This is a genomic window from Anabaena sp. EIM26, assembly GCF_057568715.1.
In genome coordinates this window covers 857940-882774 of record NZ_CM172472.1, presented here as the reverse complement: position 1 = coordinate 882774, position 24835 = coordinate 857940, and the positions used below count along the sequence as shown (strand labels likewise).

18 protein-coding genes and 1 tRNA gene are annotated in these 24835 nt (G+C 40.1%); 8 read left to right on the top strand and 11 right to left on the bottom strand.

Annotated features, from left to right (window positions below; translation table 11 throughout):
* Positions 1-13 precede the first annotated feature (13 nt).
* On the top strand, positions 14-895 hold the full coding sequence (pstA, locus tag AC012T_RS03745; RefSeq protein ID WP_487063221.1) for a phosphate ABC transporter permease PstA: 882 nt from the start codon (positions 14-16) through the stop codon (positions 893-895).
* A gap of 52 nt (positions 896-947) precedes the next feature.
* Positions 948-1754, top strand: coding sequence for a phosphate ABC transporter ATP-binding protein PstB (gene pstB, locus AC012T_RS03740; protein ID WP_487063219.1), 807 nt, complete (start codon positions 948-950; stop codon positions 1752-1754).
* A 415-nt stretch (positions 1755-2169) separates the two neighbouring features.
* Here the strand turns inward: pstB and AC012T_RS03735 are convergent.
* The 4 genes from AC012T_RS03735 to AC012T_RS03720 all read right to left on the bottom strand — a co-directional run bounded on the left by AC012T_RS03735 (position 2170) and on the right by AC012T_RS03720 (position 7681).
* Positions 2170-2240: transfer RNA gene (locus AC012T_RS03735), tRNA-Gly, on the bottom strand.
* A gap of 51 nt (positions 2241-2291) precedes the next feature.
* Complete coding sequence (locus AC012T_RS03730; protein WP_487063217.1) at positions 2292-3554, bottom strand: hypothetical protein; 1263 nt, start codon at positions 3552-3554, stop codon at positions 2292-2294.
* A 214-nt stretch (positions 3555-3768) separates the two neighbouring features.
* Positions 3769-7296: a response regulator gene (locus tag AC012T_RS03725; RefSeq protein ID WP_487063215.1), complete on the bottom strand. Its 3528-nt coding sequence runs from the start codon at positions 7294-7296 to the stop codon at positions 3769-3771.
* A 247-nt stretch (positions 7297-7543) separates the two neighbouring features.
* Entirely contained in the window at positions 7544-7681 is a 138-nt protein-coding gene (locus AC012T_RS03720) for a hypothetical protein (protein WP_487063213.1), read from the bottom strand.
* A gap of 535 nt (positions 7682-8216) precedes the next feature.
* Here AC012T_RS03720 and AC012T_RS03715 point away from each other — a divergent pair.
* Both AC012T_RS03715 and AC012T_RS03710 read left to right on the top strand, forming a co-directional pair.
* Positions 8217-8852, top strand: coding sequence for a GNAT family N-acetyltransferase (locus AC012T_RS03715; RefSeq protein WP_487063211.1), 636 nt, complete (start codon positions 8217-8219; stop codon positions 8850-8852).
* A gap of 799 nt (positions 8853-9651) precedes the next feature.
* Positions 9652-10233 carry a hypothetical protein gene (locus AC012T_RS03710; protein ID WP_487063209.1) on the top strand — a complete coding sequence of 194 codons (582 nt, stop codon included), beginning with the start codon at positions 9652-9654 and terminating at the stop codon, positions 10231-10233.
* Here the strand turns inward: AC012T_RS03710 and AC012T_RS03705 are convergent, their stop codons facing one another.
* The 3 genes from AC012T_RS03705 to AC012T_RS03695 form a co-directional block, all read right to left on the bottom strand.
* Complete coding sequence (locus AC012T_RS03705; protein ID WP_487063207.1) at positions 10234-11385, bottom strand: histidinol-phosphate transaminase; 1152 nt, start codon at positions 11383-11385, stop codon at positions 10234-10236. It abuts the gene before it with no gap.
* 224 nt (positions 11386-11609) lie between these two features.
* Positions 11610-12260 carry a YqiA/YcfP family alpha/beta fold hydrolase gene (locus AC012T_RS03700; RefSeq protein WP_487063205.1) on the bottom strand — a complete coding sequence of 217 codons (651 nt, stop codon included), beginning with the start codon at positions 12258-12260 and terminating at the stop codon, positions 11610-11612.
* Between the two features lie 28 nt (positions 12261-12288).
* Positions 12289-13689, bottom strand: coding sequence for a FecR domain-containing protein (locus tag AC012T_RS03695; RefSeq protein WP_487063203.1), 1401 nt, complete (start codon positions 13687-13689; stop codon positions 12289-12291).
* 491 nt (positions 13690-14180) lie between these two features.
* Between AC012T_RS03695 and AC012T_RS03690 the strand changes: the two genes are divergently transcribed.
* Entirely contained in the window at positions 14181-15440 is a 1260-nt protein-coding gene (locus tag AC012T_RS03690) for a porin family protein (RefSeq protein WP_487063201.1), read from the top strand.
* Between the two features lie 20 nt (positions 15441-15460).
* On the opposite strand, the gene AC012T_RS03685 is transcribed toward AC012T_RS03690, so the two are convergent.
* Positions 15461-16276 carry a sulfurtransferase gene (locus AC012T_RS03685; RefSeq protein ID WP_487063199.1) on the bottom strand — a complete coding sequence of 272 codons (816 nt, stop codon included), beginning with the start codon at positions 16274-16276 and terminating at the stop codon, positions 15461-15463.
* A gap of 26 nt (positions 16277-16302) precedes the next feature.
* Here AC012T_RS03685 and AC012T_RS03680 point away from each other — a divergent pair, with 26 nt between their 5' ends.
* From AC012T_RS03680 to AC012T_RS03670, 3 genes are all read left to right on the top strand, one after another.
* Complete coding sequence (locus tag AC012T_RS03680) at positions 16303-17217, top strand: tRNA (5-methylaminomethyl-2-thiouridine)(34)-methyltransferase MnmD (RefSeq protein ID WP_487063197.1); 915 nt, start codon at positions 16303-16305, stop codon at positions 17215-17217.
* A gap of 132 nt (positions 17218-17349) precedes the next feature.
* Positions 17350-18708 carry a bifunctional UDP-N-acetylglucosamine diphosphorylase/glucosamine-1-phosphate N-acetyltransferase GlmU gene (glmU, locus tag AC012T_RS03675; protein ID WP_487063195.1) on the top strand — a complete coding sequence of 453 codons (1359 nt, stop codon included), beginning with the start codon at positions 17350-17352 and terminating at the stop codon, positions 18706-18708.
* A 478-nt stretch (positions 18709-19186) separates the two neighbouring features.
* Positions 19187-20158 (top strand): orange carotenoid protein N-terminal domain-containing protein, encoded by a 972-nt coding sequence (locus tag AC012T_RS03670; protein ID WP_487063193.1) that lies wholly within the window; start codon positions 19187-19189, stop codon positions 20156-20158.
* A 95-nt stretch (positions 20159-20253) separates the two neighbouring features.
* Here AC012T_RS03670 and AC012T_RS03665 read toward each other — a convergent pair whose 3' ends face one another.
* From AC012T_RS03665 to AC012T_RS03655, 3 genes are all read right to left on the bottom strand, one after another.
* A complete protein-coding gene (locus tag AC012T_RS03665; RefSeq protein WP_487063191.1) occupies positions 20254-21207 on the bottom strand; it encodes an isoaspartyl peptidase/L-asparaginase in 954 nt (317 codons plus the stop codon).
* An 88-nt stretch (positions 21208-21295) separates the two neighbouring features.
* Positions 21296-21457: a DUF2256 domain-containing protein gene (locus AC012T_RS03660; protein ID WP_081593725.1), complete on the bottom strand. Its 162-nt coding sequence runs from the start codon at positions 21455-21457 to the stop codon at positions 21296-21298.
* 371 nt (positions 21458-21828) lie between these two features.
* On the bottom strand, positions 21829-24756 hold the full coding sequence (locus AC012T_RS03655) for a sensor histidine kinase (protein ID WP_487063189.1): 2928 nt from the start codon (positions 24754-24756) through the stop codon (positions 21829-21831).
* Between the last annotated feature and the right edge of the window lie 79 nt (positions 24757-24835).

The following is a 24835-nucleotide window of genomic DNA, read 5'->3' as shown; positions in this document are numbered from 1 at the left end:
TGTAGGCAAAATTATGAGCAATTATTTTCCCCAAAACAGCCTGACTCGCTCCCCTTCCTCTCCCCGAACAATGTTTAATACGGCAATGACCGTAGTTGCATTTATTTGTGGAGCATTGGCGCTACTACCTTTGCTGGCTGTACTTTCCTATGTCTTGTTTAAAGGTTTTAGCAGTTTAAATTTGAGTGTATTTACAGAATTGCCCCCAGCACCTCTGAGAAAGGGAGGAGGCTTCGGTAATGCCATTTTGGGAACGCTGTTAATGGTAGGTATTGGTGCATTAATAAGCATTCCTTTTGGTGTATTAGCAGCAATTTATTTAACAGAGTTTAGCTCTAGTAAAGTAGCTAGGTGGATACGTTTTGCTACTAATATTCTGAGTGGAGTTCCCTCAATTATTGCTGGGGTATTTGCCTATGGGATTGTGGTTTTGACATTAGTAAAGCTGAACTTAGGATCTTACTCAGCTTTCGGTGGTGGGTTTGCGTTGGCAATTTTGATGTTACCCACGATTGTACGAACGACAGACGAAGCTCTACAGTTGGTTTCCCAAGATTTGCGGCAAGCATCTGTGGGGTTAGGGGCAACTAAGTTTCAAACAGTCATACAGGTAGTTTTACCAGCAGCCCTACCAGCCATTGTCACTGGTTCTACTTTAGCGATCGCTAGAGCATCTGGAGAAACAGCACCTTTACTGTTTACTGCTCTGTTTTCCTCTTTTTGGCCTAGTGGCTTATTACAACCGACAGCTTCTCTTGCTGTTTTAGTTTATAACTTCTCAATTTCACCTTTTCAAAATTGGCAGTCTTTAGCTTGGGCTGCTTCTTTAATTTTGGTTTTGATGGTTCTGATTACCAGTATCATCGCTCGCTGGGCAACAAGGCAAAAAGCTTAACAAAATACCTCAACAGGATGGGTGATCATCCTATATTATCTCTAAACTTTTTATGGCTACTAAAACTAGTACAATCAACGGGACTGATGCGATTTTACGTACAGAAAACCTGAATATTTACTACGGTAACTTCCTTGCTGTACAGAATGTTTGGCTAGATATTCCCAAAAATAAGGCTACAGCTTTTATTGGGCCTTCAGGCTGTGGTAAAAGTACATTACTTCGATGCTATAACCGTCTTAATGATTTAATTGAATCATTTCGAGCCGAAGGTAAAATTTATTTTGGTGATAATAATTTGTATGCACCAGATATTGACCCGGTAGAAGTACGCCGTCGGATTGGTATGGTGTTTCAAAGACCAAACCCTTTTCCTAAATCAATTTTTGACAATATTACTTTTGGAGCCAAAATTAACGGTTACAAAGGTGATCTCAATGAATTGGTAGAACGGAGTTTGCGACAAGCTGCTTTGTGGGATGAAGTCAAAGATAAACTTAAACAAAGTGGTTTGTCTCTATCCGGTGGACAACAACAACGTTTATGTATTGCCAGAGCGATCGCAGTTCAACCAGAAGTTATACTCATGGATGAACCATGTTCTGCTCTTGACCCCATCTCTACTCTGCGGGTTGAAGAACTAATTCACGAACTTAAAGAACATTACACCATCGTTATCGTTACCCACAATATGCAACAAGCAGCACGGGTTTCTGATAAAACAGCCTTCTTTAACGTTAAAACTTCTGATAAAGGAAGCCGCACAGGCTATTTAGTCGAATACGAAGAGACAGAATTAATTTTCAATAATCCACAGCAAGAAGATACAAAAGCTTACATCAGCGGTAGATTTGGTTAACTATGTGACAGATATCTCTTAAAAATAATCCATATCTACCTAGGGTTTGCTGAAAAAGTCTTTCCGTTAGGGCTAGGAGTCAGAAGTCAGGAGTCAGGAGTCAGGAGGAAGAATTAGAAGAAGAGAAGAATAGTCTTGAATCAGATCCAGTGATAGGTTTTTGGTAGTTTCAATGCTTATTCCTTGCACCTGATTTACCTTTTTAACCTTCCGACTCTTGATATATCTATGTTTTAGCTTTATTCAGCAAGCCCTACCTATCACTGGAAATTTTGTACAGTGATATTTTTTTACCTAAATAGGGCTTTACAGCAAACCCTAAATAGACAAAGATAAAGTTGAACAAGAAATCAGGAACCGTATTCCCGTAAAAATCCCTTGGAATAACAGCCCTTTTGTCATTAATTCTTTTTAAAGCGGGTGGCGGGAATCGAACCCGCATTATTAGCTTGGAAGGCTAAAGTTTTACCACTAAACTACACCCGCATATTCCCAGCTAAATAACTTTAACATAGCTTTTCTAAAATTACAAGCTATTTATGGGGAATTTATCGGCTCAATTCTAATCCGTACATACAAATTACTCAAATCTGGTTTTGAACCATCTAGATTATAGGCAGCGAGAAAGCTCTCTTGCCTAAAAATATCATTAAGTGCTTGCTCATAGATGCTTTTTTGACTGCTGAGTATCGCCGGTTCGATGTTGATGACGATCGCTTGCTCAAAGTTACCATTTTTATCAATTACTAGACTAGCCAATATATCTGCTGGCTTAAGTCCAGAATCACCAGGTAGAAAACTTACTTCCAATTCTTTGGTGCGGCTACCTTGGTATTCTGCCAAAACATCAGGTAAAGCATCAACTCTTAATTGCTGTTGTTCTCTTAATTCGTTGACTTCATCTTTTAGTATAGGAGCAACGTTAGCGTTGATGAAGCCTGTTGAAGACATCGTACCTCCTCCTGTTGGGGTTGAGGAATCCTCTGGATTAGGAGTTGGTGAATCTTCTGGAGTGGGAGTTGGTGAATCCTCTGGATCAGGAGTTGGTGAATCTTCTGGATCAGGAGTTGGTGAATCCTCTGGATCAGGAGTTGGTGAATCTGAGGGAAAATCGTTTGGTAATAGAGTTCCCTGACCGAGTTTGACTTCTTGACGGCGATTCCAGGGAAGGTCATTTAATGGAATTGTCTCGGTAGGTGTAGCTGTAGGGGTGACTTGTGTTGTGGGACTCGGTGATGGAATTGTCTCGGTAGGTGTAGCTGTTGGAGTGACTTGTGCGGTAGGACTCGGTGATGAAATTGTCTTAGTGGGTGTGCCTGTAGGAGTTACTTGCGCTGTAGGACTCGGTGTAGGTGTAACTGTAGGATTTACTGGTTGCGGAACTGATTGATTATTAACTTCAGTATTTTTGCTCTCACCTTGCTGTGAGAGATTAAAATCAGGATTTATAATGCCATCATCTGGATTATTGTTGGTGGTTGGCGCGATTTTTGGTAAAGATGCTGTGACAGACTGTTGAGGTAACGAAGAAAATTTTGAGGCAACTGTTTTAGGTGTTGAATCGGGTTTGGCGGTTGATTGTACTTGAGGCGAAATATCTATCAAATCAACCGGAATTTCAGCTTGGTTAGATTGGGGAATCCAAGGTTTAAATTCATTAGATGAGCGTAAAAACCAAAAAATTAACAGGTGCAGCGAAACTGAACTTATAAATAAAATAATCCACAAAAAAGGTGGATCAGTATGTCTCCTCCAGCTTGTAGTAGAAATTGGAGATTTATCTGTAACTGATGGTATCATAGTTAACTTAAAACTGGATTTGACGTTTCCACTCTAAAAAGACGGCAATTCCCAAGAGTTATTTCCTAGTTGACGATTTTCTAGACAACACTGTACATATATAGGCAGCAATTCACTCTTCAGGGCTGTGTCAAACAGCTGCTAAACACGGTGCTTTCATCATTGCGCCCACTTTTTTCATGCAATGGTCGATAACATAATCCAGGATGAAAATCTATGCTTCTGGTGTAACTACGAATGTGAGAACTGTTTCATCTATACCTTTAAGTTCCAATGGACTGCCTTTAGTGATTTCTTCTTCCTGCAAATAATCTGCGACGGCAGCAGAAACCAAGATGTTCCCAGGAACAGCAGCAGCTTGCAATCTAGCAGCAATATTCACGCTTGGTCCGATCGCTGTATAGTCTGCTCGTTCGGCACTTCCAAACATTCCCACAACTGCTGTGCCTTGGTGGATACCACAGCGAAATTGTACTCCATTCCTGCCGTCAGTCTCGAATATACCTTGTTCTAGCCAACGATTATTTAACTGAATCAGGGCTTTTTGCATTCCTCTGGCTGTATTGATTGCCCGACGTACCTGTTCATTAGGTGTTAGTTCTTCTGGCGCTCCATACAAGGCTAAAATAGCATCTCCCATAAATTTATCTACAGTACCGCCATTGTTAAAAACAACTTTGGTCATGATTTCTAAATATTCATTCAGCACTTCTGCTACTTTTCGGGATCTGAGGGTGTTGGATAGTTGAGTGAAACCAACAATGTCACTAAACAATACTGTAACCAAGCGGGGTTCTGGTCGTAAATCTAGAGATAAAGTTCCAGCGGCAGCTTTTTTTACGAGTGCAGATGGCAAAAAGCGTTTGAGAACAGATTCTGTGAGGTAGGTGTTTAATTCCAATACCCGTTTCTCATTTTCCTTCAGGGCTAAAAGATTCCTGACTGCTGCTAAAAGTTCGCGGTCATTGAATGGTTTAGCTAAATAGGCATCCGCACCATATTCTGTGCTTTCAATGCGAGTTTCTTCATTAACTTTTGCTGTCAGCAAAACTATTGGTGTCCCTCGCATCTGGTCTTGACTGCGGATCATCTGAATCATTTCTAGTCCAGTCACCAAGGGCATCATTAAGTCAGTGATGATCAAGCTGGGATGATTTTCTTGTGCTGAACTAAACCCTTCGTAACCGTTGCGAGCTGTCAGTACTTGATAACCGCTGTGACGGAGGATGTCGGCTACATAGAACCGCATATCTCGGTTGTCATCTACGACTAAAATTGATTGCTCATTATTATGGTGAGTTTGAACTTGTTTGTTAGAGTCTACAATTTCTAAGTTGGGTGATAAATTTTTGCTAATCAGTTCTGGGTTATCTCTGACTGACTCTACCTGTTCTAAGTCTGCCAATTCTACACTGGCACGGTTATTATTTAGTTCCGATGGTGCTTCTAGTACTTGTTCTGGGGGTAAGTGATCTGAACCAGTCAATAGCCTTAGGCTAAATTGAGTACCTTGTCCATAAACTGATTGTACTGTGACTTGGCCACCGTGTAGTTCCACTAGTTCTTTAACTAGGGATAAACCTAATCCACTGCCTTCATAGGTGCGGTTTTCGGAGCCTTCTGCTTGACGGAATCGCTCGAATAGGTGGGGAATTTGTTCAGAAAGAATACCAATTCCTGTGTCTTGGATTTGCAGTATGCAGCTATCGCCCTCGTTGTATAATCTGACAGTGATGATACCTCCATCAGGGGTAAATTTCATGGCATTTGACAGCAGGTTGTAAACTACTTTGTCAAATTTTTCCATATCCAAGTAGACTGTCGGACATTCTAGTAAATCAGTCAGGACTTGCAGCCCTTTTTTCTCGCAGTAGAGTCGAAATGATTCCACAATTTGGGTGATAAATTCGACCATATTGCAAGGGCGGAAAGTAGGCTGCATTCTGCCAGCATCTAGACGTTGTAAATCTAGTAGTTGATTTACCAAGCGTAGGAGACGGCGAGAATTGCGGAGTGCGATCGCACTTTGGGCATGGGATAACCCTTCACCATTTTCTACCACCGATTCTAGCGGCCCTTGAATCAAGGTGATAGGAGTCCTAAATTCATGGGAGATATTTTGGAAAAATTCGGTTTTTTGCCTATCTAGTTCTATTAAACGTTCAGCTTGTTCACGAGTTTTTTGGTACAACCGTGATTGTTGTACTGCGATCGCAGCTTGGGCTGCTACTGATTTAGATAGTTCAATTTCTGATGTCAACCATTTACGAACTTTATTCCCTTCCCTCAGAGTAATACTACCAATGCATTTACCCTCAATCAATAGAGGCACAACCATTAGCGATCTTGGTCGCATTTTTAAAGGTAGATCAAAAGCTTGGACATCTGATGAAGAATGGGTAATATCCGTAATTACCACTGGTTCTTGTGTGTATAATATTTCTTGTAGAATCGGATTCTTGCGAATAGGGGCTTGGGAAATCGGTAATTGTGGAGTTAAAGAGCGATGCTTACTATTGAGATTATGCTCTTGATGATTGTCTAAATTTTGAGAACTATCATACAAACCCACACATTGAACAAATTCATCTTCTTCTGTCCATAAAGACAGAACACACCCATCCACTTGTAAAGCTTGTCCCAATCGTTGGGTTATTGCTGAAAAGATATCTTGTGGGTCTAAACTAGAGCGAATCTCCCTAGTAATAGTATTAATCAAAGCTTCTCTCTTTGCTAAAGCTTCCACTTCCTCATAAGCATAAGCCTGAGATAAAGCCAAAGCAGCTTGATCAGCCACAATTGATACTAGTTGTACCTCGTCATCTCCCCAACTTCGGACTTGGGAACACTGATGTAGAGCTAATACTGCTCTGACTTCTTGCTGACAAATCAGCGGCACAACTAAGCTAGAACGTATATTAGCAGTCCTAAAAGCCTCCGCACGTTCTGCATTTCCTTGGATGCGCTCATCATTAAGCACATCGTAAATTACCTGTACTTCACTAGTTTCCCATACCGTCTGCACTAATAGAGACAAGGGAATAATAGGGTCTAGACACTCATCGGGTAATTTCCCATCGGGTTGGTTTGGAGGTAAAGAAGAATCACTCTCTCCATGATCCTGGGCTGGTGGTTGAGCAGATTTTTGGTAAGTAAATCCTTCATCTGCCAACTGCTGATCTTGGAAGGGACGTAACAGGCAAACATCCACCTCTAACATATGCCCCACCGTATCAACAATTGTTTGCAAAATTTGCCGATAGTCTAGAGCGCTACGGATTGTATTAGTAACAGTATTCAGCAGCGATTCTCTACGGAGTGTGCGAGTGAGTTCACGGGTTCTGGCTTTCAGGACATTATGTGTGTCCAAAGCTTGGCGTACAACTGCTTTAAGTTCTTCAGCTTCCCAAGGTTTAGTAACATATTTAAATACTTTGCCAGAGTTAATGGCTTCCACCAAATCTTCGACATCAGTGTAACCAGTTAAAATAATTCGGATAATATCTGGGTATTGAGTTGCTGTCAGACTTAAAAATTCTGTACCGCTCATCATTGGCATCCGTTGATCTGAGATGATTACGGATACGTCTCCCTCTTGTGCAAGCAGTTCCAGCGCTGCTGGACCAGAATTAGCCCTCAGTACCTGATACTCGCGATAGAAACTGCGGTAAAGCAAGTCAAGGTTGTCTGGCTCATCATCGACAACTAAAATTTTCGGCTTACTGTTTGCTTGTGATGTCATGCACCGCTTTCCTGCTGCAACGGCAGTCGGATAAAGAATAGTCTGATCAGGTCAATATATTTCTGATTCAGGTAAGGTTCGAGCATTTCGACCAAAAAACTGTTAGGCCACATGACTACTAAGTATAAGAGTGTTTATTCACAATAATTGTAAATAGCTGGTATTAACTGCTTAAAAAGGTAAAATACAGTTGATTCCAGCGTTATTTTTGATTCATCATGTTAATTTTCACTGAGAAAATTTTTCCTCATCTCCTTTTATAACCTCCTTGGACTACATAATGCGCTTCCATCTGGATAAAAAACACCATAAAGCGGTATATTAAGTTTTCCCATTCCAGCAGTTGCACTAACACTTGGCGGTCAATTTTACTTATGATAGTCATGATATAGCAATGAATATTACAATAGTCATATTTAAAATTAAAGTATACTATTAAACAAGTACTTATTTAATAGTTGATACTCATAACTAGCACTCAGACAGGTGCTGAAGCTAGGTAAATTGAGAATCGAAGATGCTGAGAACTCGATTTTACTCTCATAGTAGTTGCTCAACCATGAGAGTTGGTATTCACACTGACTAAATCACTGTCAACTAGTTGTTTACTAAAGATACCACTCATCTCTGATAAAAATGCAGCCTGAAAACCCTGTAGCTTTAGTCTAAAAATGTAAGCTTCCCACAGGGTAAGCCTCTTTAGAGACGTTGGTTCCTCAAGTGAGACTTTGTTTTTCTACCGTCAATAGCTTGAAGAAGGCAGGTTGCAGATGGTTTGATGACAAGGGCATTCAGATCCTTCAGTCATTGTAGAACGTTAAACCATAATATATTTAACAGGAGTCTTTAACCTGATTAAGCAAGGTAAAAGAGCATAATTAAGATAATTATCGTTTAGTCCCATTACTCCTAAACTCGCTTTGAAATCCTGGTTTTCCCACCCACACTACCAAAAGTCAGTTACAGATGCTCGCATTCCCAATACCAGGCAACTCCAAATTCGTGCGGCTACATCTGCTGATTTCCCTGGGATTGCTCAAATAATTTCTGAAAGCTTTCATTCCCAAAAAGGTTTGTGGGGATGGGCTTTTCCATTATTTCGTTTGGGAATTTATGAAGACTTAAGATATCGTCTAGCGGCAAGAACACCTCATCACGTTTGTTTGGTAGCTGTTGACAGCAGCATCAGTGGAACTGATCAAATACTGGGAACTGTAGAGATGGGTGTACGCTTCAGTGATTCCTGGGCAAATGTCCACAAATCTTTTCCCTATTTATCTAATTTAGCTGTTGATCCTCAATATCGTAGATACGGCTTGGCTTCCAGTTTACTGATTAGCTGTGAACAAGTCTGCCAAGATTGGGGGTTTCAAGATTTATATCTCCATGTTTTGGAAAATAACTATCAAGCGAGGCAACTTTATTTTAAGCTGGGATATCGGGTACATAAGGTTGAATCTCATTGGAACACCTTTTTCTTCAATTCTTCGCGGCAAATTTTTTTGCATAAACACCTGACCAGTAAAGCTTCTCAGCGAGATGTTACACGAATGTAGGTAGGGATGGGTTACGGACTAACGTACTAACCCACCCTACGATTTTTGGGTAATTTATTTTTTGGTGTTCCCTGGGTAGGTTGGCGTTAAAAATTGTCGTTGGGATCAGGTAAGGGGCTTTCTAGCAGAGGAAAAAGGGTTTTATTCTGCCCACTTACTTACTACTAGAATATACTAAAAACGGGTTAAAAGTGTCATTCTGAACGCAGTGAAGAATCTCCGAGATACTTCGCTGCACTACGTTACGCTCAGTATGACATAAGTCCAGATTTCACCCGTTTGCAGTATAAATTTATGATATGTAGCCTTTCCCACTCTAGTTAGATACAAAATTACCCCTCCCCCCTGCCTCACAGGTGTAGGTTTTTTACATTGTCGTGAGGGCAAGACTTGGGGGACAAGGCTGACAAGGTATCATAATATCTGCTCATAAATTCACATGATCATATTGTTAAGATTTAGTACAGAAAATTTATGAAAAGGAAAAGCTCACCAACCAGTGGTTTCATAGGTTAACATTTCTGGAAATCTTTATGCTAACTTTGCATTGCCATTTTAATCTTTACAAAAACTTTAAAAAAGTCTCCTGCTGTTTGGAGACAAATTCAGTTAGATTCCATAATATATGGGTATATAATTTTGAACAATACCGATTTACTCATTAATAATCTACTTAGACATTTCCAAAAATTTCTTGGACATAACAAACAAAATCAAACACTTAATTGAATTAAACAGCCAGTTCATGGAAGTCTAGAAGTGCAGAATCCTATTACCTTTATCAAAAGTTTGAGAAAAAATGGATAGCGAACAACGCCGACGCTATCAGACTATGATGCTATCAACATATTGCCCTGAAACTAGTTTCCTGGACAAATTTGTCATGCGAGATGGAACTGATAAATGGCGATGTTCGCAGCAGGCATCGCATGGATCTAATATTCTTGCGTCTCTGCATGGCGGAAAAGTATTCATTGTGAATAGTCGTAAGCGGAATGGGTTAATATTATTTAAACCCTATCATGCAGAGTTTGCTGGGCCAGGAGCAGTGGTAGGTGGTGATTGTGATAGCGATTGTCAATTTGTACTACCTATAGGTAATCTATCTTTATTAGATGCTGAATCTCATGAGGATCGTCAAAAAGCTTACTTGATTAGGCGACAATGGATTCGTTTAATCAAACAAATTACAGAAAACTCTGTTGCTAGTCAGAGAGTACAGAAAATTCTTGATCAATTTGAACAGTATTTCCCTGCTGATGTAGTTGCTGATCTCCCAGATGTGGCTTTTGCTATGTTAGTAGGTGTGCTGCCGCAAACGGTAGCAATAGTGAGACGTTTGGGCAGTGATTTAGATGATTATATTAATCATCATGAATAGTTAATAAGATTCCAGATTTGCCAAGGCAGTTTGTAGTCGATTTAGGGTACGGACGTTTTCGGCTGGTGTTCCTACAGTAATTCGCAGTCCACCAGGAAGTAGGCGCACAAGAGTTCCTTGGTTCCTGAGTGTTTGGTTGAGATTTTTTAAAGTAGTACCTGCTTGATGAGAAGAATTTGGTTGGAGACGCAGGTAAATAAAGTTGGTATCACTGGCTGTAATTTCTAATGCTGGGTGCGAAGATAAAGCTGTGATGAGTTTGCTGCGTTCACTTAAGGTTTGGGGAATTGATTCCAGCAAAAGTTGGCGGTTTTGTAAAGCTACTAAGGCGGAAGCAATGGAAAAGCTGGGGAGATTGTAGGGGAGACGAACTTTTTCTAAAATAGCGATCGCATCTGGATGACCTATACAATAGCCTACCCGCATTGCTGCTAACCTAAAAGCTTTGGAAAAAGTTCGTAGCACTACCCAATTAGGACGCTGTGTTAACTCCCCAACTAAGGTAGTTTGGCTAAATTCAAAATAAGCTTCATCAATAACTACCAAAATTTCTTCTGGTAGACTTCTTAACCACGTTAATTCAGCCGCAGTTAAGCAATTGGCGGTTGGGGAATTGGGATGAACAACAAAAACTACCCGAATCGGAGGATTTTGTGTGGCTTCCAGGGCAGATTGTGCTGCTTTTAAGTCCATTGCAAAATTGCTTTCATCTCTACCGACAGTCACTACAGGAATGCCCAAGGTTTGCGCCAAAATCCCGTACATGGAAAAAGTGGGGTTGGCAACTAAAATAGAGCCTTCACCGCCTAAACAGGTGGCAATTAATAAAGAACGGATGAGTTCGTCTGAACCATTACCAACGGAAATATTAGCAGCAGTCAAAAGAGAGGATGAAAGATTAGCTGACTCGTTGACATATTGTGCGATCGCATCTTTGAGTGTCTCATGTCCACCATCAGGATAACGATTGCTTTCAATGACTTGTTGAAAAGTCCACGCCAATTTTTCTTTGATTTCCACTGGCAAATCATAGGGACTTTCATTAGTATCTAGCCGATCAAATTGCGTGGCAACGGGTTCGGCTGTAGTACTGCTGGGGTGGGGTTTGTAAGCGGTAAATTGGGCTAAATCTGAGCGAATAAATGGCAGCATAGTTGGTGATGGTAATTGGTGATGGGTAATTGGTAATTACCTGAGTTCGGTGTTAGAAGTTCGGAGTTTCTCCTTTGGAGACGCTACGCGAACGGAGTTATGATTTTTTCAATCGAGAGGATAAGGATTTGAGACTCCTACTGGGGGAGAGTTTTCCACAAATTATCTTATGTCGAACTCAGGTGGTAATTGGTAATTATCCCATTTCCCAAAATTCCCAGTACCTAATTCCTAATTTCCAAGCGACAGAATGAGCAAATTGCTTGCCAAATTTCGGCTGTAACATTGCCCAAAGCGTGATCGCTATCAAGTTCTATTAATTTTACCCAAGGACGGGAACTTGCAAATTCACGACTAGCAGTAATCGGAATCACATCATCTTGTTTACCGTGCAGGATTAAGGTGGGAATGGGACGTTGGAGATTTTTTTCTTGGTATTGGGCAGCATCGGTGAGGAAATTATAACTTAGGGGTAGCGATCGCTCTTCCCCATAGTGATGTACTAAGAGATATTGGTCTTGTTGCCAACGTTGCAGCGCTTCATCTCCTAACTTGGGCAACCAATGGGATAAAAACTCAAAGGCTGGTGCTAATAAAACTAGGCGTTTTACCTGTGGGAATTTTTCCCCTAAATGAGCAGATGTCAAACCACCCAAACTAGAACCAATCAGAGTTACAGGTACGGAATCATCCTCTGGAAATTCAGCAGCGACTTGATTTAGCTGACGGGTAATTGTCAGATGGGAAAAATCGCCGGCATTTAAATCAGGTATTTTCAGTTTGATGTGAATTTGGGAAAAGCGATCGCTTATATCCTGGGCTTTTGTTGATTTGGGACTAGAAGCAAAGCCGTGAAGATAGATGAATGAATTCAAATTGATTTCCCCGACCTAATATTACTAATTAATTATTGCCATTACCCTGACCATTGCCATTGCCCTGACCATTGCCATTGCCTTCACCATTGCCATTACCTTCACCATTACCCTGACCATTGCCATTGCCATTGCCATTGCCATTACCTTCACCATTACCCTGACCATTGCCATTGCCTTGACCATTGCCATTACCCTGACCATTGCCATTGCCATTGCCTTGACCATTGCCTTGACCATTGCCATTGCCTTGACCATTGCCATTGCCCTGACCATTGCCATTGCCTTGACCATTGCCTTGACCATTGCCATTACCTTGACCATTGCCATTGCCCTGACCATTGCCATTGCCCTGACCATTGCCATTACCCTGACCATTGCCATTGCCCTGACCATTGCCTTGACCATTGCCATTACCTTGACCATTGCCATTACCTTGACCATTGCCATTACCTTGACCATTGCCTTGACCATTGCCTTGATTATTTTCCTTGAGAACCTCTCCTGTTTGGATAAAAGTATCTTTGAAACCACCAGGATTGTTTCTAATAGAGTCTCTTTCTACATTGCCTCTCGAAGGACGGTTATTTCGTTGATCACGCCCAACACCATTATTATTTAACCGTTGATCACGCCCGACACCATTATTAGCAGATGAATTACCGGCATTAAAATTTTTATGTAAAAAAGATGGATTATCAATTAATCCCTGTCCTGTAATTGGTTTTTGTGCTGCTAAAGCTGCGGTAGTTTCAGCTTGAACACTTGCCAATTCTGGATCTGGTATAGAAGTAGAATTTTGCCTATTTAAATCGAATCCGCGTACTAAATCGCTATTGTCATAAAAATTTTTTAAGTCAAAATCGTATAGTCCTTGAAATTCACCTTTGACTACAACCATTAATTGTCCTGCTTCCAGAACAACATTTTGCGAAGCTTCCTTATTAGCAACTTCAATACCGCTATTTGTTAACGCACCAATAATCGTTGTATCTGATTCCTTGTTATAGCGAACAAATAATGCTGAACCGCGAATTGCTGCTGCGGCATTCGGTGTCTTAATACGTGTTTGTCCTCTTCCTGGTGGGATGAGTAGCAGGACAGTGCCATTACTTAGTGTGAAATCTCGTGTTTGCGGCAAAAATTGAAATACCGCTTGTTCCCCAACCCTAGCTACAGAACCATCATTAAAGCGCAAATCTGCTAGGGAAGCTCGACCGGTAGATAAACCATCTCCAGGATTTATGGTATCTGATTTTCGTGCAGGACGGGTCAGAGAATTATTTTTAGGAATCAGCTGAACCATATTACGGAGTTGCTGAATTTCTCCTTGGGTCAGAGGAGTTATTGCTTTAGCACGATGTGCAAAAGGTAAGACTGTAAATACCCATAAACCCACAACCAACTGAGGTAAGAATTTATTAAACATAATATTGGTAATTTCTCTCGACTTAACTGGTAATAACTTGATTAATTTTTATATACTATGTCTAATAATCTGATACCATTTATAGTATTAATACTTAAAATCAACAATTTAATGAAATTTATTTAAAAAATTCCGGTTATTTAAGTTTACGTGGAACCAACAAGCCGCTAGGTTTAAATTTTTGGTACAAAAAAAACTTAATTACGTATTATACGATTTTTGTTTTTTGTTAAATTTATGTTACTTAGAGAATGTTTGAAAAGTTTAGGGACGTATAATTTGTCATTCTGTTCGCGAAGCGTGGCGTTAGCCATGTGGAGTCTTACGCAACGAAGAATCTGGAGTTTAGCCCACATACTGAGATGCTTCGTTCCTCAGCATGACATGGAAGGAGACTTTTCAAACACCCTCTTACAAAAAAATATACTCTGGCTATATATCAATTCAGATAAAATGATACCTAAGACTAGCTGCGATAAACACCATACAAGATGCAAACCAAGATAAGAAAAGATTTGTTATTGGCAATTTTGTTAGTTTTTAGTGGTGGACAATGCTGTTGTATGGGTATAAACAGAAGTTGTTCTGCCCAAGCAGAGACAAAACTAAACCAAAAATCCTCAGTATCAAATATAACTAATTTAGTCTTATTAGAAACTAGTCAGGAAACAAGTGAGTTACAGATTATAGACTTAGAAACACCGTCAAATATAGAATCACTAACGGCTGAAATCAAGCAAGCGCAGAGGGAAGAATCAGGGAAGACTCAACAGGCATTTAGTTTAGTTCAGTCAAAAAATCAAATTGATGATATTCCTCTATTGTCTCCTGTATTAGCAGCACAACGGTTAAATCAAGCTTCAATAGATGATATGGGAAAAACACAAATACTTACCCAGTCTCAAGAAGAACAACAACCGTCTTCTGATGAAGCAAATGAAGAACAGGAGTTAATATTAAGAGTGCGGCCAAGACCCCTGCCAGAAATACCAGCACCGCAAGATAAACCCGCAGATCAATTTAAACCCATAGGATATTTAAGGGGTAATGTCGGCTATTTTCAGACAAGTAATATTTTTTCTATCAATGAAGATCAAATAAAGGATGGTTTAATTTTTTCTGGACTGACACTGGCTTCAGCGTATTTCCCTATCGGATCTAATACTTATTTAAATGGCTCAATTAATGGCAGTTTGATTCGTTATCTAGACCAATCACAATTCAATTATAATCAGGTACGATTCAACCTGGGTCTTTATCAAGAAATAACGCGGGAAATGTATGCAGAATTTAGTTTGAGTAATCAACAATTATTTTATTCTAAAAATAGTGATTTCTTTGCAGCCGGAGATAGGTTTTTAAATGAAAATTCTGTGCAGTTATCTTTGGGAAGACGGGATACACTTACAGATAAGTTGACATTAGATAGCCTTTATGAATTTAATGTAAACTTTTCTGATCCAGACAGGCGCAGTCGTTTAGTAAATTCTTTATGGCTTTCTTTAAGCTATTACTTGGAAAAACCCTTACAAGTTGGTCTGAACTATCAGTTTAGCTTGTCAGATTTTACCCAACGTGATAGAGAAGACCAATTTCATCGTTTATTTGGCAATTTAAATTATCGTGTATCTGACACAAATAATTTGAATTTGCAAGGTGGTGTTAATTTTGGTGGTTCCACAACCCCCAATATTGATTTTTCCAGTTGGTTTTTTAGCATTAATTACGGTTTTGAATTAGGAAGATTTTAAATAGTTCGTATTACCAATTACTAATGACTAATCCAATCACTCCAACTCCCAGCATAGAGTTTACCTTTGGAAATTCCTGCAATTTCTAAAGAAAGTAAATTTACGCAAGCTGTGACACCAGAACCGCAATAGACTACAATTTCATTAGATGTTTCTAGTTGTTTCCACCGTTGATGTTGTTCTGATTGGGGGAGTAGAAAACCATTCGTGTCGGTTACTTCTTGCCAGGGATAGTTTATAGCACCGGGAATATGACCGGCAATTTTATCAATGGGTTCTCGTTCTCCGCGATAGCGATCGCTCTCTCTTGCATCTACCAAAACTATATCTGGACGATCTTTGCGATTTTTAACATAAGTATAATCTACAACTGTATGCGCTTGTATTTGCGGAACAAAATTCCCTGTTTTAGCTGCTGGAATCACTTCTGAGACAGGATAATCAGCTTTTTGCCAACCAGCAAAACCCCCGTCTAAAACGGCTACTTGTTCATGCCCCAAATACCGTAATAACCACCATAAACGAGAAGCAAACGCCAAGCGAGAATCATCGTAGGCGACTACCAAGGTTTTTTGGTAATTAACCCCGATTTTCGCTAATTTATCAGCTAAATCATCGGTATTAGGTAAAGGATGTCTGCCTCCATGTTCTCCCACAGGACTGGACAAATCTTGATTTAAATCTAAATAGTAAGATCCAGGTATGTGACCTTCTTGATATTGCTTTTGTCCTAATTGCGAATCAGCCAAAGAAAAGCGACAATCGACAATTACAACTTGGGAATCGTTAAGATGTTCAAATAACCATTTAGGCGAGACAAAAACTGAAGTAGTCATTAGTGATTAATTATTAGTTTAGTATTATGAACAAAATATCAGATCCAGATAATTTTATACCCCAACAAACACAAGATGGTTCTTTTACCTTCTTTTCGGAAGAATTTGACGAGGCTTTTCACAGCCATTTTGGTGCTAGACAAGAGACTTATTTGAAGTTTGTACTTCCTAGTCAAGTGCAGAAAGCAGCCGGAAATGGAATAGTCAGGATCTTAGATGTTTGTTATGGTCTAGGATACAACACAGCCGCCGCTTTACAGGTAATTTGGGAAGTAAATCCCATTTGTTATGTCGAAGTCATTGGTTTAGAAATAAATCCAGCAGTCCCCCAAGCAGCCATTAAGCAGCGTATATTCTATGATTGGGAATACGAGTTTAGGCAAATCTTGAACGAATTAGCTTTTAAGCATCAATCTTATACAGAGCGATTAAAAGCAAAGTTACTCATAGGTGATGCTAGAGAATCAATTCAGATATTACAAAAGTCAGGTTTCCAAGCTGATGCTATTTTTCTTGATGCCTTTTCACCACCGCAATGTCCGCAATTATGGACTGTGGAATTTATACAAAAACTTGCTTTGTGTTTACATCACAATGGTTTACTAGCGACTTATTCCTGCGCTGCGGCTGTACGCACTGCACTTTTAGCAGCTGGCTTGGTTATAGGTTCTACGACACCCATAGGAAGACATACACCTGGTACTATAGCAGCATATCCCAGAGATGAGTCGGTGGATAGTTGGGGAGACGAGGACGAAGAAATTATCCCCATTCCCCCTCTATCGGAAGAGGAAAAAGAACATTTACAAACTCGTGCGGCTATTCCTTATCGTGATCCTCAATTGAGAGATGCTGCTGAAGTTATAATTAGGCGACGACAACAAGAGCAAAAAGCTTCTGTTTTAGAATCTACCTCTCAGTGGAAAAAAAGGTGGAATTAAAAGGAGGTAGAAGTCAGGAGGTAAAAGATTAATAAGCTAATCAGCACTCAATACTCGGTACTCGGATATGATTTGAGTCTGATTCAGAAAATACTAAAAAGATTGTTCATTGTAATTTACCGATATTTAATTATGGTTGTTGTAGCAATTCTCGCGGCAGGAAAAGGAACAAGAATGAAATCGAATCTGCCTAAAGTTTTACATTCTTTGGGTGGAAAATCTTTAGTTGAGCGTGTCATTGAAAGCGTCGAACCTCTTTCGCCTTCACAAAGGTTAGTGATTGTTGGGTATCAGTCTCAAGAAGTGAAAACTGCTTTGGGTTCAATTCCTGAATTGGAGTTTGTGGAACAGACTGTACAATTAGGTACAGGTCATGCTATTCAGCAATTAATTCCTCATTTAGAAGGTTATACTGGCGATTTGTTGATTTTGAATGGTGATGTACCTTTGTTACGTACAGAGACTTTGAAAAATCTTTTACAAACCCATCAAGAAAACCAAAATTCCTGTACTATTCTGACTGCAAAGTTATCAAATCCTCAAGGCTATGGTAGGGTTTTTTGTGATAGTGATGGTGTTGTGCAACAAATGGTTGAAGATAAAGATTGCACTCCTAGCCAAAAAGAAAATAATTGTGTTAATGCTGGAATTTATTGTTTTCGTTGGCCAGATTTAGCAAAGTTTCTGCCTCAATTAGAAGCCAATAATGCTCAGAAAGAATATTATCTCACAGATGCAGTTACCCAAGTTGGTAAAGTGATGGCTGTAGATGTGAAAGATGATCAAGAAATTTTAGGAATTAATGATAGATTGCAGTTATCCGCAGCTAACGATATTCTGCAAAGACGCATTAAGGAAAAATGGTTGTTAGCCGGTGTGACGCTGATTGATCCGGCAAGTATTACTATTGATGAAACGGTGCAATTACAGCCAGATGTAATTATTGAACCTCAAACCCACTTGCGAGGTAAGACTGTGATTAAGTCCGGTAGTCGCATTGGCCCTGGGAGTTTAATTGAAAATAGCGATTTGGGTGAAAATGTAACTGTTCAGTATTCTGTAATTACAGATAGCTTCATCCAGGGGGGAACTAAGATTGGCCCCTATGCTCATTTGCGTGGTCATGCAGAAGTGGGTGCTAATTGTCGAATTGGCAATTTTGTGGAGTTGAAAAATACGCAATTGGGCGATCGCACTAATGTAGCTCATTTATCCTATTTAGGCGATACTACAGCCGGAACTCAAGTCAATATCGGTGCGGGGACAATTACTGCAAACTACGACGGTGTGAAGAAACATCGCACAAGAATAGGCGATCGCACCAAAACCGGTTCTAATAGTGTTTTAGTTGCACCTATTACTGTAGGCAATGATGTCTACATAGCCGCAGGTTCAACGGTGACAGAAGATGTTGCTAACGATTCTTTGGTAATTGCGCGGAGTCGTCAAGTTGTGAAACCAGGTTGGCGCAAGAAGAGTACTGAATCCTGAGTAAGAAAAATTTTATAGGGTGCGTTATATTGCTAACGCACCTTTCTTTTTACGCAGAAATTTTATCACTTTCATCAAACCTCCACCTTTCCTCGGCGTTAAAAAAATCCCCCACTGCTAACATAAAATTTTTATACGAAAGCCTAATTTCATATTTAGGTATTTTTGTCAACTCGTAATATCAGTAACTTTACAAAAGTTATTTATCTTGTTACAGTTCTTTACAGATAAAGATAAATCGCTAATCAAAGAACTGCATAAATTAAGTGCAGTTGAATTATGAACCAGCAAAGGTAAACCTATACCTTCAGGTTCAACTAAATATTGATGTGCATAACAGTCCCTAGTGCAGCTGCGGCTTCTAGGTAAATTAACTTAGTGTGCGCCAGCAGTTTTGACCAGAAAAGCATCAGCTTAAAGATTCTGTGTGGGAATTTTGAAAGCTACAAATTAACAACCATTATTGGAGATTTTGATTATGACCTTGACTATCCAATCTGCTCAAAGTATTTTTTCTAACACTCAAGTTCCTAGCTTAATTCCAGCAACAATCGCCTTATTCGATCAACTCAATGTAGATGATCAACTTGCATATCTTTGGTATGCGTACACCGAAATGGGTAAAACAATTACCCCCGCAGCACCTGGAGCCGCACGTCTGCAACTAGCAGAAAGCTTGCTCACCCAAATTAAGCTCATGTCTCCTGAAGAGCAAACAAAAGTGATGCGCGATCTTGCTAGTCGTGCTGACACTCCTATTAGCCGTTCTTACGGATTCTTCAGTGTTAATACCAAACTGGCTTTCTGGTATGAGTTAGGAGAATTGATGAAAAAGGGTCTCGTCACTCCTATTCCAGTGGGTTATCAAATGTCTCCTGGCGTGAAAGTAGTGTTGGAAGCAACCCAGAAACTTGATCAAGGTCAACAAATCACAGTACTGCGTAACACCGTAGTCAATATGGGATTTGATACTTCTGAACTTGCTCCTAGCAGTTATCCAAAAGCAGATGCAGAACCTGCTTTCCAACGGACAACTCCTAGCATTTCTTCAGTCAAAATTGAGGGTGTGACAGAGCCAGCTGTGTTGGGCTACATTGAAGCAATGAATGCAGATAACTTTGATGCTGCGATCGCTTTATTCACTGCTGATGGTGCGCTACAACCACCATTCCAAAAGCCAATTGTTGGCACTCAAGCGATCGCTAAATATATGCGTGAAGAAGCTCAAGGACTCAACATGATGCCACAACAAGGTATTTGCGAGGTGCGAGCAGATGGTTCTAAACAGCTAAAAATCACAGGTGTAGTGCAAACACCTTGGTTTGGTGTCACCGTGGGTATGAATATTGCGTGGCGCTTCCTCATCAATCCCGAAGGAAAAATCTTCTTTGTTGCGATCGATATGTTGGCATCTCCCCAAGAGTTATTACAACTGACTCGCGTTCAATAACATATACATACATAGGATGAAAACCCTTGTAGAGACGTTCCGGTGGAATGTCTCTACAGTCATTTTCACGCTCTTGTCTAATAGTTGTAGAAAAATCAACAATAACCAATCAATTGGCCATCATTCCATTCCAGAGTATCGCCAATTGTTTCGCCATTGTGGTAGGCAGCCAGTAATATTTCGCTAGTTTTACCATAGGATATCGTTCCAGTCGCATCAAGAGCGATCGCACCCAAATCTCTGTCATTCTTACTAGCTTCAGTAAATGAGCGCAACATCGACTCTTGCAAAGACATTCCATCACTAACTCGAATCACAATCTTGGCAGCTAAACACTCATCAATGATGTCTTCGCCAATTCCAGTGCAGCTAACTCCAGCATACTTGGTAGCATAATTCCCCGCAGGCATCGCAGAATCACTGACTCTACCAATACGCTCAAAGCCTTTACCACCAGTGGAAGTACCAGCAGCTAACTGACCATAACTATCTAAAGCCACTACACCAATCGTACCTCTGCCAGCATTAGAGCTTTCTGCTACTTCCGGTTCTGCAACCACCCCAGCCATCGTCCTTTTAAAATTATCTTGACGTTCCTCCATCCATTCTTTCAGTCGCAAATCAGTTAAAGCATTGTAACTAGGAACTTGTAGCTCTCGTGCCAACTCCGCTGAACCGTAATCAGACAATACCCGATCTGGAGAGTTTTGCAGAAATAGCGCCATTTCAATCGGGTTTTTTACCCGTGAAACATTAATTACACCACTAAAACGCCCTGATGTACTATCCATTAAAGAAGCACTCATGCGGATTTGACCATCAGATTGTAATACCGAACCTGTACCAGCATTAAAGCGAGGATTATCCTCCAACATTTGACAACCCCGGACTACGGCTTCTGAAGCATTTGTACCCTTAAGCAATAGAGAGTAGACTTCAGCGATGATTTTGGAAAGGGAGTTGCGTACAGCCTCCAATCCTCCCTTACCTTGGAGAGAACTACCAGCCCCTCCATGAATAATTAATTTAGGTTGTACTTGTAATATCATTTATTTGCATTTGAGTAGCTTTAACAGTTATCAGTTATCAGTTATCAGTTATAAATTGTCAATTATCTTCCCACTCCCAAATTCCCAATTACTTATCTCCTTTAGCCTCAGAACGGCGACGACGACAACGTTCTGAGCAATATTTAACTTCATCCCAACAATCTTCCCATTTTTTGCGCCAACTAAAGGGACGTTGGCAGACTGCACAGATTTTTTCTGGTAAATCAGATTTAGAACGAACACGTCTCATTTGAAGTATTAAGTAGGGCTTGCTTAATAAACCTAAAACCTAGATATATCAACAGTTTCAGGCTGAAAAGTATAAGAAGGTGCAAGAAATAAGCGATGAAATCATCAAAAACCGTTCATTTACCCAGATTTGAGAATATTCTGATCTCCTTCTAATTCTTCCTCCTGACTCCTGACTTCTAGTCCTAACGGAAAGACTTTTATGCCTAATTATCGAGTCTGACGCGGTTGGTGAGCTTACTGAACTACACCCTATAAGAGACTGAAACCATACTCCATAATTGTCAGACTCAAGTGATGAAAACATTAATTGATTCACCACTAAAAACCAAGATTGGCGATTCGTCATCGACCAAAATTCATCCCACCCTCCTAAGAGTAAGGGGTAGGGCTTATTTGGTTTTCAGCTAAAGTATATCCTTCAGCATTCTGAGGAGCTACAGGTAAGACTAAACGACTTGCTACTCGATTATCTGGTAATTGATATATATGCAATTCTCCGCCCAACTGCTGCATCAGGTTTTGGCAAATTAGCAGATGTAACCCTGGTGGTTGGTTGAGTTGTGCAGAAGCGAGTATATCCTTGGATCGATTGTGATTTAATTCTGCTAATAAATGTGGATCAATGATGCCATTATCTGTAATAGATACTTCTAGTAAGCGCTCATCTAACCGACGACACCAGATATCAATTCTGTCACCAATGGGAGAACGTTTACAGGCAGAGACTAATAATTCATAGATAACTAATTCAATCTTGACGATATCACCAGATGTAGCTAATGGGGGTGGATTGTTAGCAGTAATTAGCTCTCCAGATAATAATGAACCACTTTTGGGTGATTCCCCATCTTCAATTGGTTTTCCCAAACCATGCAAACCTATCCATAACTGTTGCTGCTTAACCAAACTGTCTACTCTTTCAACAGATCGCTTTAATAAACTGGAAATTGACATAGTTTCCCCACTCAGGTGCAACTGCCACTGCTCTTGTTTGATGATTCCTGTCATTGAGTTGGCAATGTAATTTAATTGCCGCAGCAGGAGCTTGTAACGCATTTGAGTGAGTTCATTACTGGGAATACCCAAATCACGAATTTGAGTCAGTACTATGGCTGACATTCGATGAATTTCTTCTAAACGACGATGTTTATACCAGTTAAGTTCTTGTAATTCTTCAGTTTTGGACTTGAGCTTTTGGGTGATTTGCTGTTGACTATACCACCAAGCTAATTGAGTAATGAGGGTAGCAGTTGCATTGAGGTTGAGTTCTGACCAAGGTTGTTCTCCATAATCTGCCAGCAACACTATACCTCTAGGTTGAGAACCATCTGTGGTACGCAATGCCATTACCAAGACTCTACCCTGATCAGGAATAGTTAACCATTGTCTGGTTTCTGGTGGTAAATCATCAGCTTTAAAAATCAAGTAACTATTATGTGCTAATGCCAACTCGATGAGAACATCTTTTTGGATCAAAATAGGTGCATCTGCAACAATCCCAAATATATGATTGCTAATTATGCCTTGAATAATTTCTGCTCGATTTTGTCCAGGAGTCCAGGCTAGGATGACAGCTAGACGGCATTCCAAAACACTTGCTATATATTTCAGGGCTGTTGATCGGGTAGTTTCGCAGTCTGTTTGTATGAGTATGTTTGGGTATTGTTTGAATATTTTGGCAATTTTTTGCTGTTCTTGAGTGATGACATTTAACTTGCGATTACGGACGATGACACCAAGAGACTGACTAACTACCCATGACAATTCTTTTTCTAAAATTGTCCAAGAACGATGGCTGTCATTGGTCAGCATTAGCAATATTTCGGGTTGATGTCCTTGAATGCAGTTGCAAATTAAGAGTGATCGCACTCCACTTTCTAACAACTGGGTATGCCAGCTATATAAACGCAAATCTTGGTCTAGGGTTTCAATGTCTATCGCTTGCTTGGTATTTTGCAAAAGCTGAGAATCCATTTCCGAAAGAGGGGTGGGAATAAATTTCCACAATCGGCGACTACTCAGCACATTTTGGTAAATAATTTGATAAATATTTTGATGAGGATCGTACTCTAAGAGTAAAAAGCGTGTAGCACTTAGTTGCTCTAAAAGTTCTGTAGCATACCGTTGTAAGATTTGTTCTAGGTCTTGTTCTTGATGGACTGCTTGGGAAAATTTGACGGAAAGTTGGTAGTTTTGTTGAACTTGTTTGATTGTGCTGTCGATTCTGTCATTGGGAGCCGCTAAGGAGAGTAAGCCAGCTGCACCTTGAATGAACGTTTTATCCGCTTGAGTCCAAGTTCGTGGTTCAGTGCTTTCCACTGCTAGAAAGCCTAGTAAGTCTTTTTGCCAGATAATAGGAGATGCTAAAAGCGATCGCACTCCCAGGCGTTTTAGCAACTTATCTTGAACATGACTTTTCAGGGAACTATTGGATTCACCAAGCCAGACAAGTTGGTTAACCGCTAAAGAATAATAAACATCCCCCAATTCTTGTACTTTTATCCCTGCCGATGCTGGCTGCTCGCTCCAATCCCTACCTATACTTACTAGTTGACTACTCATTCGACACCAAAAATAGTGTCCTTCCCGTTCAAACCAGTATATATTTGTCCGCGAGGGAGCAATAAATTCATGGGTTTCATTAACTACGGCTTCTAGCCTTTTATTCAAGTTACTTGGGGAGCGTACATTTTCCAGGAGTTTTAATAATGATTCAGTAGGAGAATTATTAGCGTTATTTTGCCAATTTCCTTCTTTTTGATGGTGATCAAGTACTACTCCTAATTCACCTATTACTATCAATAGTTTGGCCCTTGCTTCTCCGGCCAGTAAGTAACCCCAGCGTTGTGAAGCTAGTAATACCACACCTAAACAGTTATTTTTATAGCGAATTGGTAAAACGATTGTCCCCTGAATATTATATTTAGCAGCAACGTCTTGCCATTCCGGAGCGCGGACTTCTCCCTGTAAATTAGCTACGCCCACAGGACAAAGTTCAGTCACTACTTGCGCTAATAAGTTACCAGGATTTACCAAAATCGATCTTGTTAAAATATTTGTCTCTCCATCTGGGGTTATACCCCCCTGACCATGTAATTTTTTACTCACCTGATCGTAAAGGGCAAGCCAAATAAATTGGTAGTCAAACTGTTCTCTAAGATAAGCAATAGTAATTGTGATCAGAGCATCAACATGATCTTCATCTCTGAGATTTTGGAGAATTTTCCCCACAGACATAATTTGTGGTTCGGCGGGTATAGGCTTTTTTGAATGCCCCATCTGATTATCCGTGGACATAGGTTGTAGTAATATATTAAGGATGCCCTGAAAATAATTCGGATTAATCCTGGATTTGGTATCTGATAATAATAGTAAT

What these genes read in the sequence shown, in the direction of transcription:
- AC012T_RS03655 (WP_487063189.1), bottom strand. Translation starts at nt 24,756, where the DNA reads ATGTCCACGGATAATCAGATGGGGCATTCAAAAAAGCCTATACCCGCC.
- AC012T_RS03685 (WP_487063199.1), bottom strand. Translation starts at nt 16,276, where the DNA reads ATGACTACTTCAGTTTTTGTCTCGCCTAAATGGTTATTTGAACATCTT.
- AC012T_RS03710 (WP_487063209.1), top strand. Translation starts at nt 9,652, where the DNA reads ATGGATAGCGAACAACGCCGACGCTATCAGACTATGATGCTATCAACA.
- pstA (WP_487063221.1), top strand. Translation starts at nt 14, where the DNA reads ATGAGCAATTATTTTCCCCAAAACAGCCTGACTCGCTCCCCTTCCTCT.
- AC012T_RS03660 (WP_081593725.1), bottom strand. Translation starts at nt 21,457, where the DNA reads ATGAGACGTGTTCGTTCTAAATCTGATTTACCAGAAAAAATCTGTGCA.
- pstB (WP_487063219.1), top strand. Translation starts at nt 948, where the DNA reads ATGGCTACTAAAACTAGTACAATCAACGGGACTGATGCGATTTTACGT.
- AC012T_RS03695 (WP_487063203.1), bottom strand. Translation starts at nt 13,689, where the DNA reads ATGTTTAATAAATTCTTACCTCAGTTGGTTGTGGGTTTATGGGTATTT.
- AC012T_RS03730 (WP_487063217.1), bottom strand. Translation starts at nt 3,554, where the DNA reads ATGATACCATCAGTTACAGATAAATCTCCAATTTCTACTACAAGCTGG.
- AC012T_RS03725 (WP_487063215.1), bottom strand. Translation starts at nt 7,296, where the DNA reads ATGACATCACAAGCAAACAGTAAGCCGAAAATTTTAGTTGTCGATGAT.
- AC012T_RS03690 (WP_487063201.1), top strand. Translation starts at nt 14,181, where the DNA reads ATGCAAACCAAGATAAGAAAAGATTTGTTATTGGCAATTTTGTTAGTT.
- AC012T_RS03705 (WP_487063207.1), bottom strand. Translation starts at nt 11,385, where the DNA reads ATGCTGCCATTTATTCGCTCAGATTTAGCCCAATTTACCGCTTACAAA.
- glmU (WP_487063195.1), top strand. Translation starts at nt 17,350, where the DNA reads ATGGTTGTTGTAGCAATTCTCGCGGCAGGAAAAGGAACAAGAATGAAA.
- AC012T_RS03680 (WP_487063197.1), top strand. Translation starts at nt 16,303, where the DNA reads ATGAACAAAATATCAGATCCAGATAATTTTATACCCCAACAAACACAA.
- AC012T_RS03665 (WP_487063191.1), bottom strand. Translation starts at nt 21,207, where the DNA reads ATGATATTACAAGTACAACCTAAATTAATTATTCATGGAGGGGCTGGT.
- AC012T_RS03720 (WP_487063213.1), bottom strand. Translation starts at nt 7,681, where the DNA reads ATGACTATCATAAGTAAAATTGACCGCCAAGTGTTAGTGCAACTGCTG.
- AC012T_RS03670 (WP_487063193.1), top strand. Translation starts at nt 19,187, where the DNA reads ATGACCTTGACTATCCAATCTGCTCAAAGTATTTTTTCTAACACTCAA.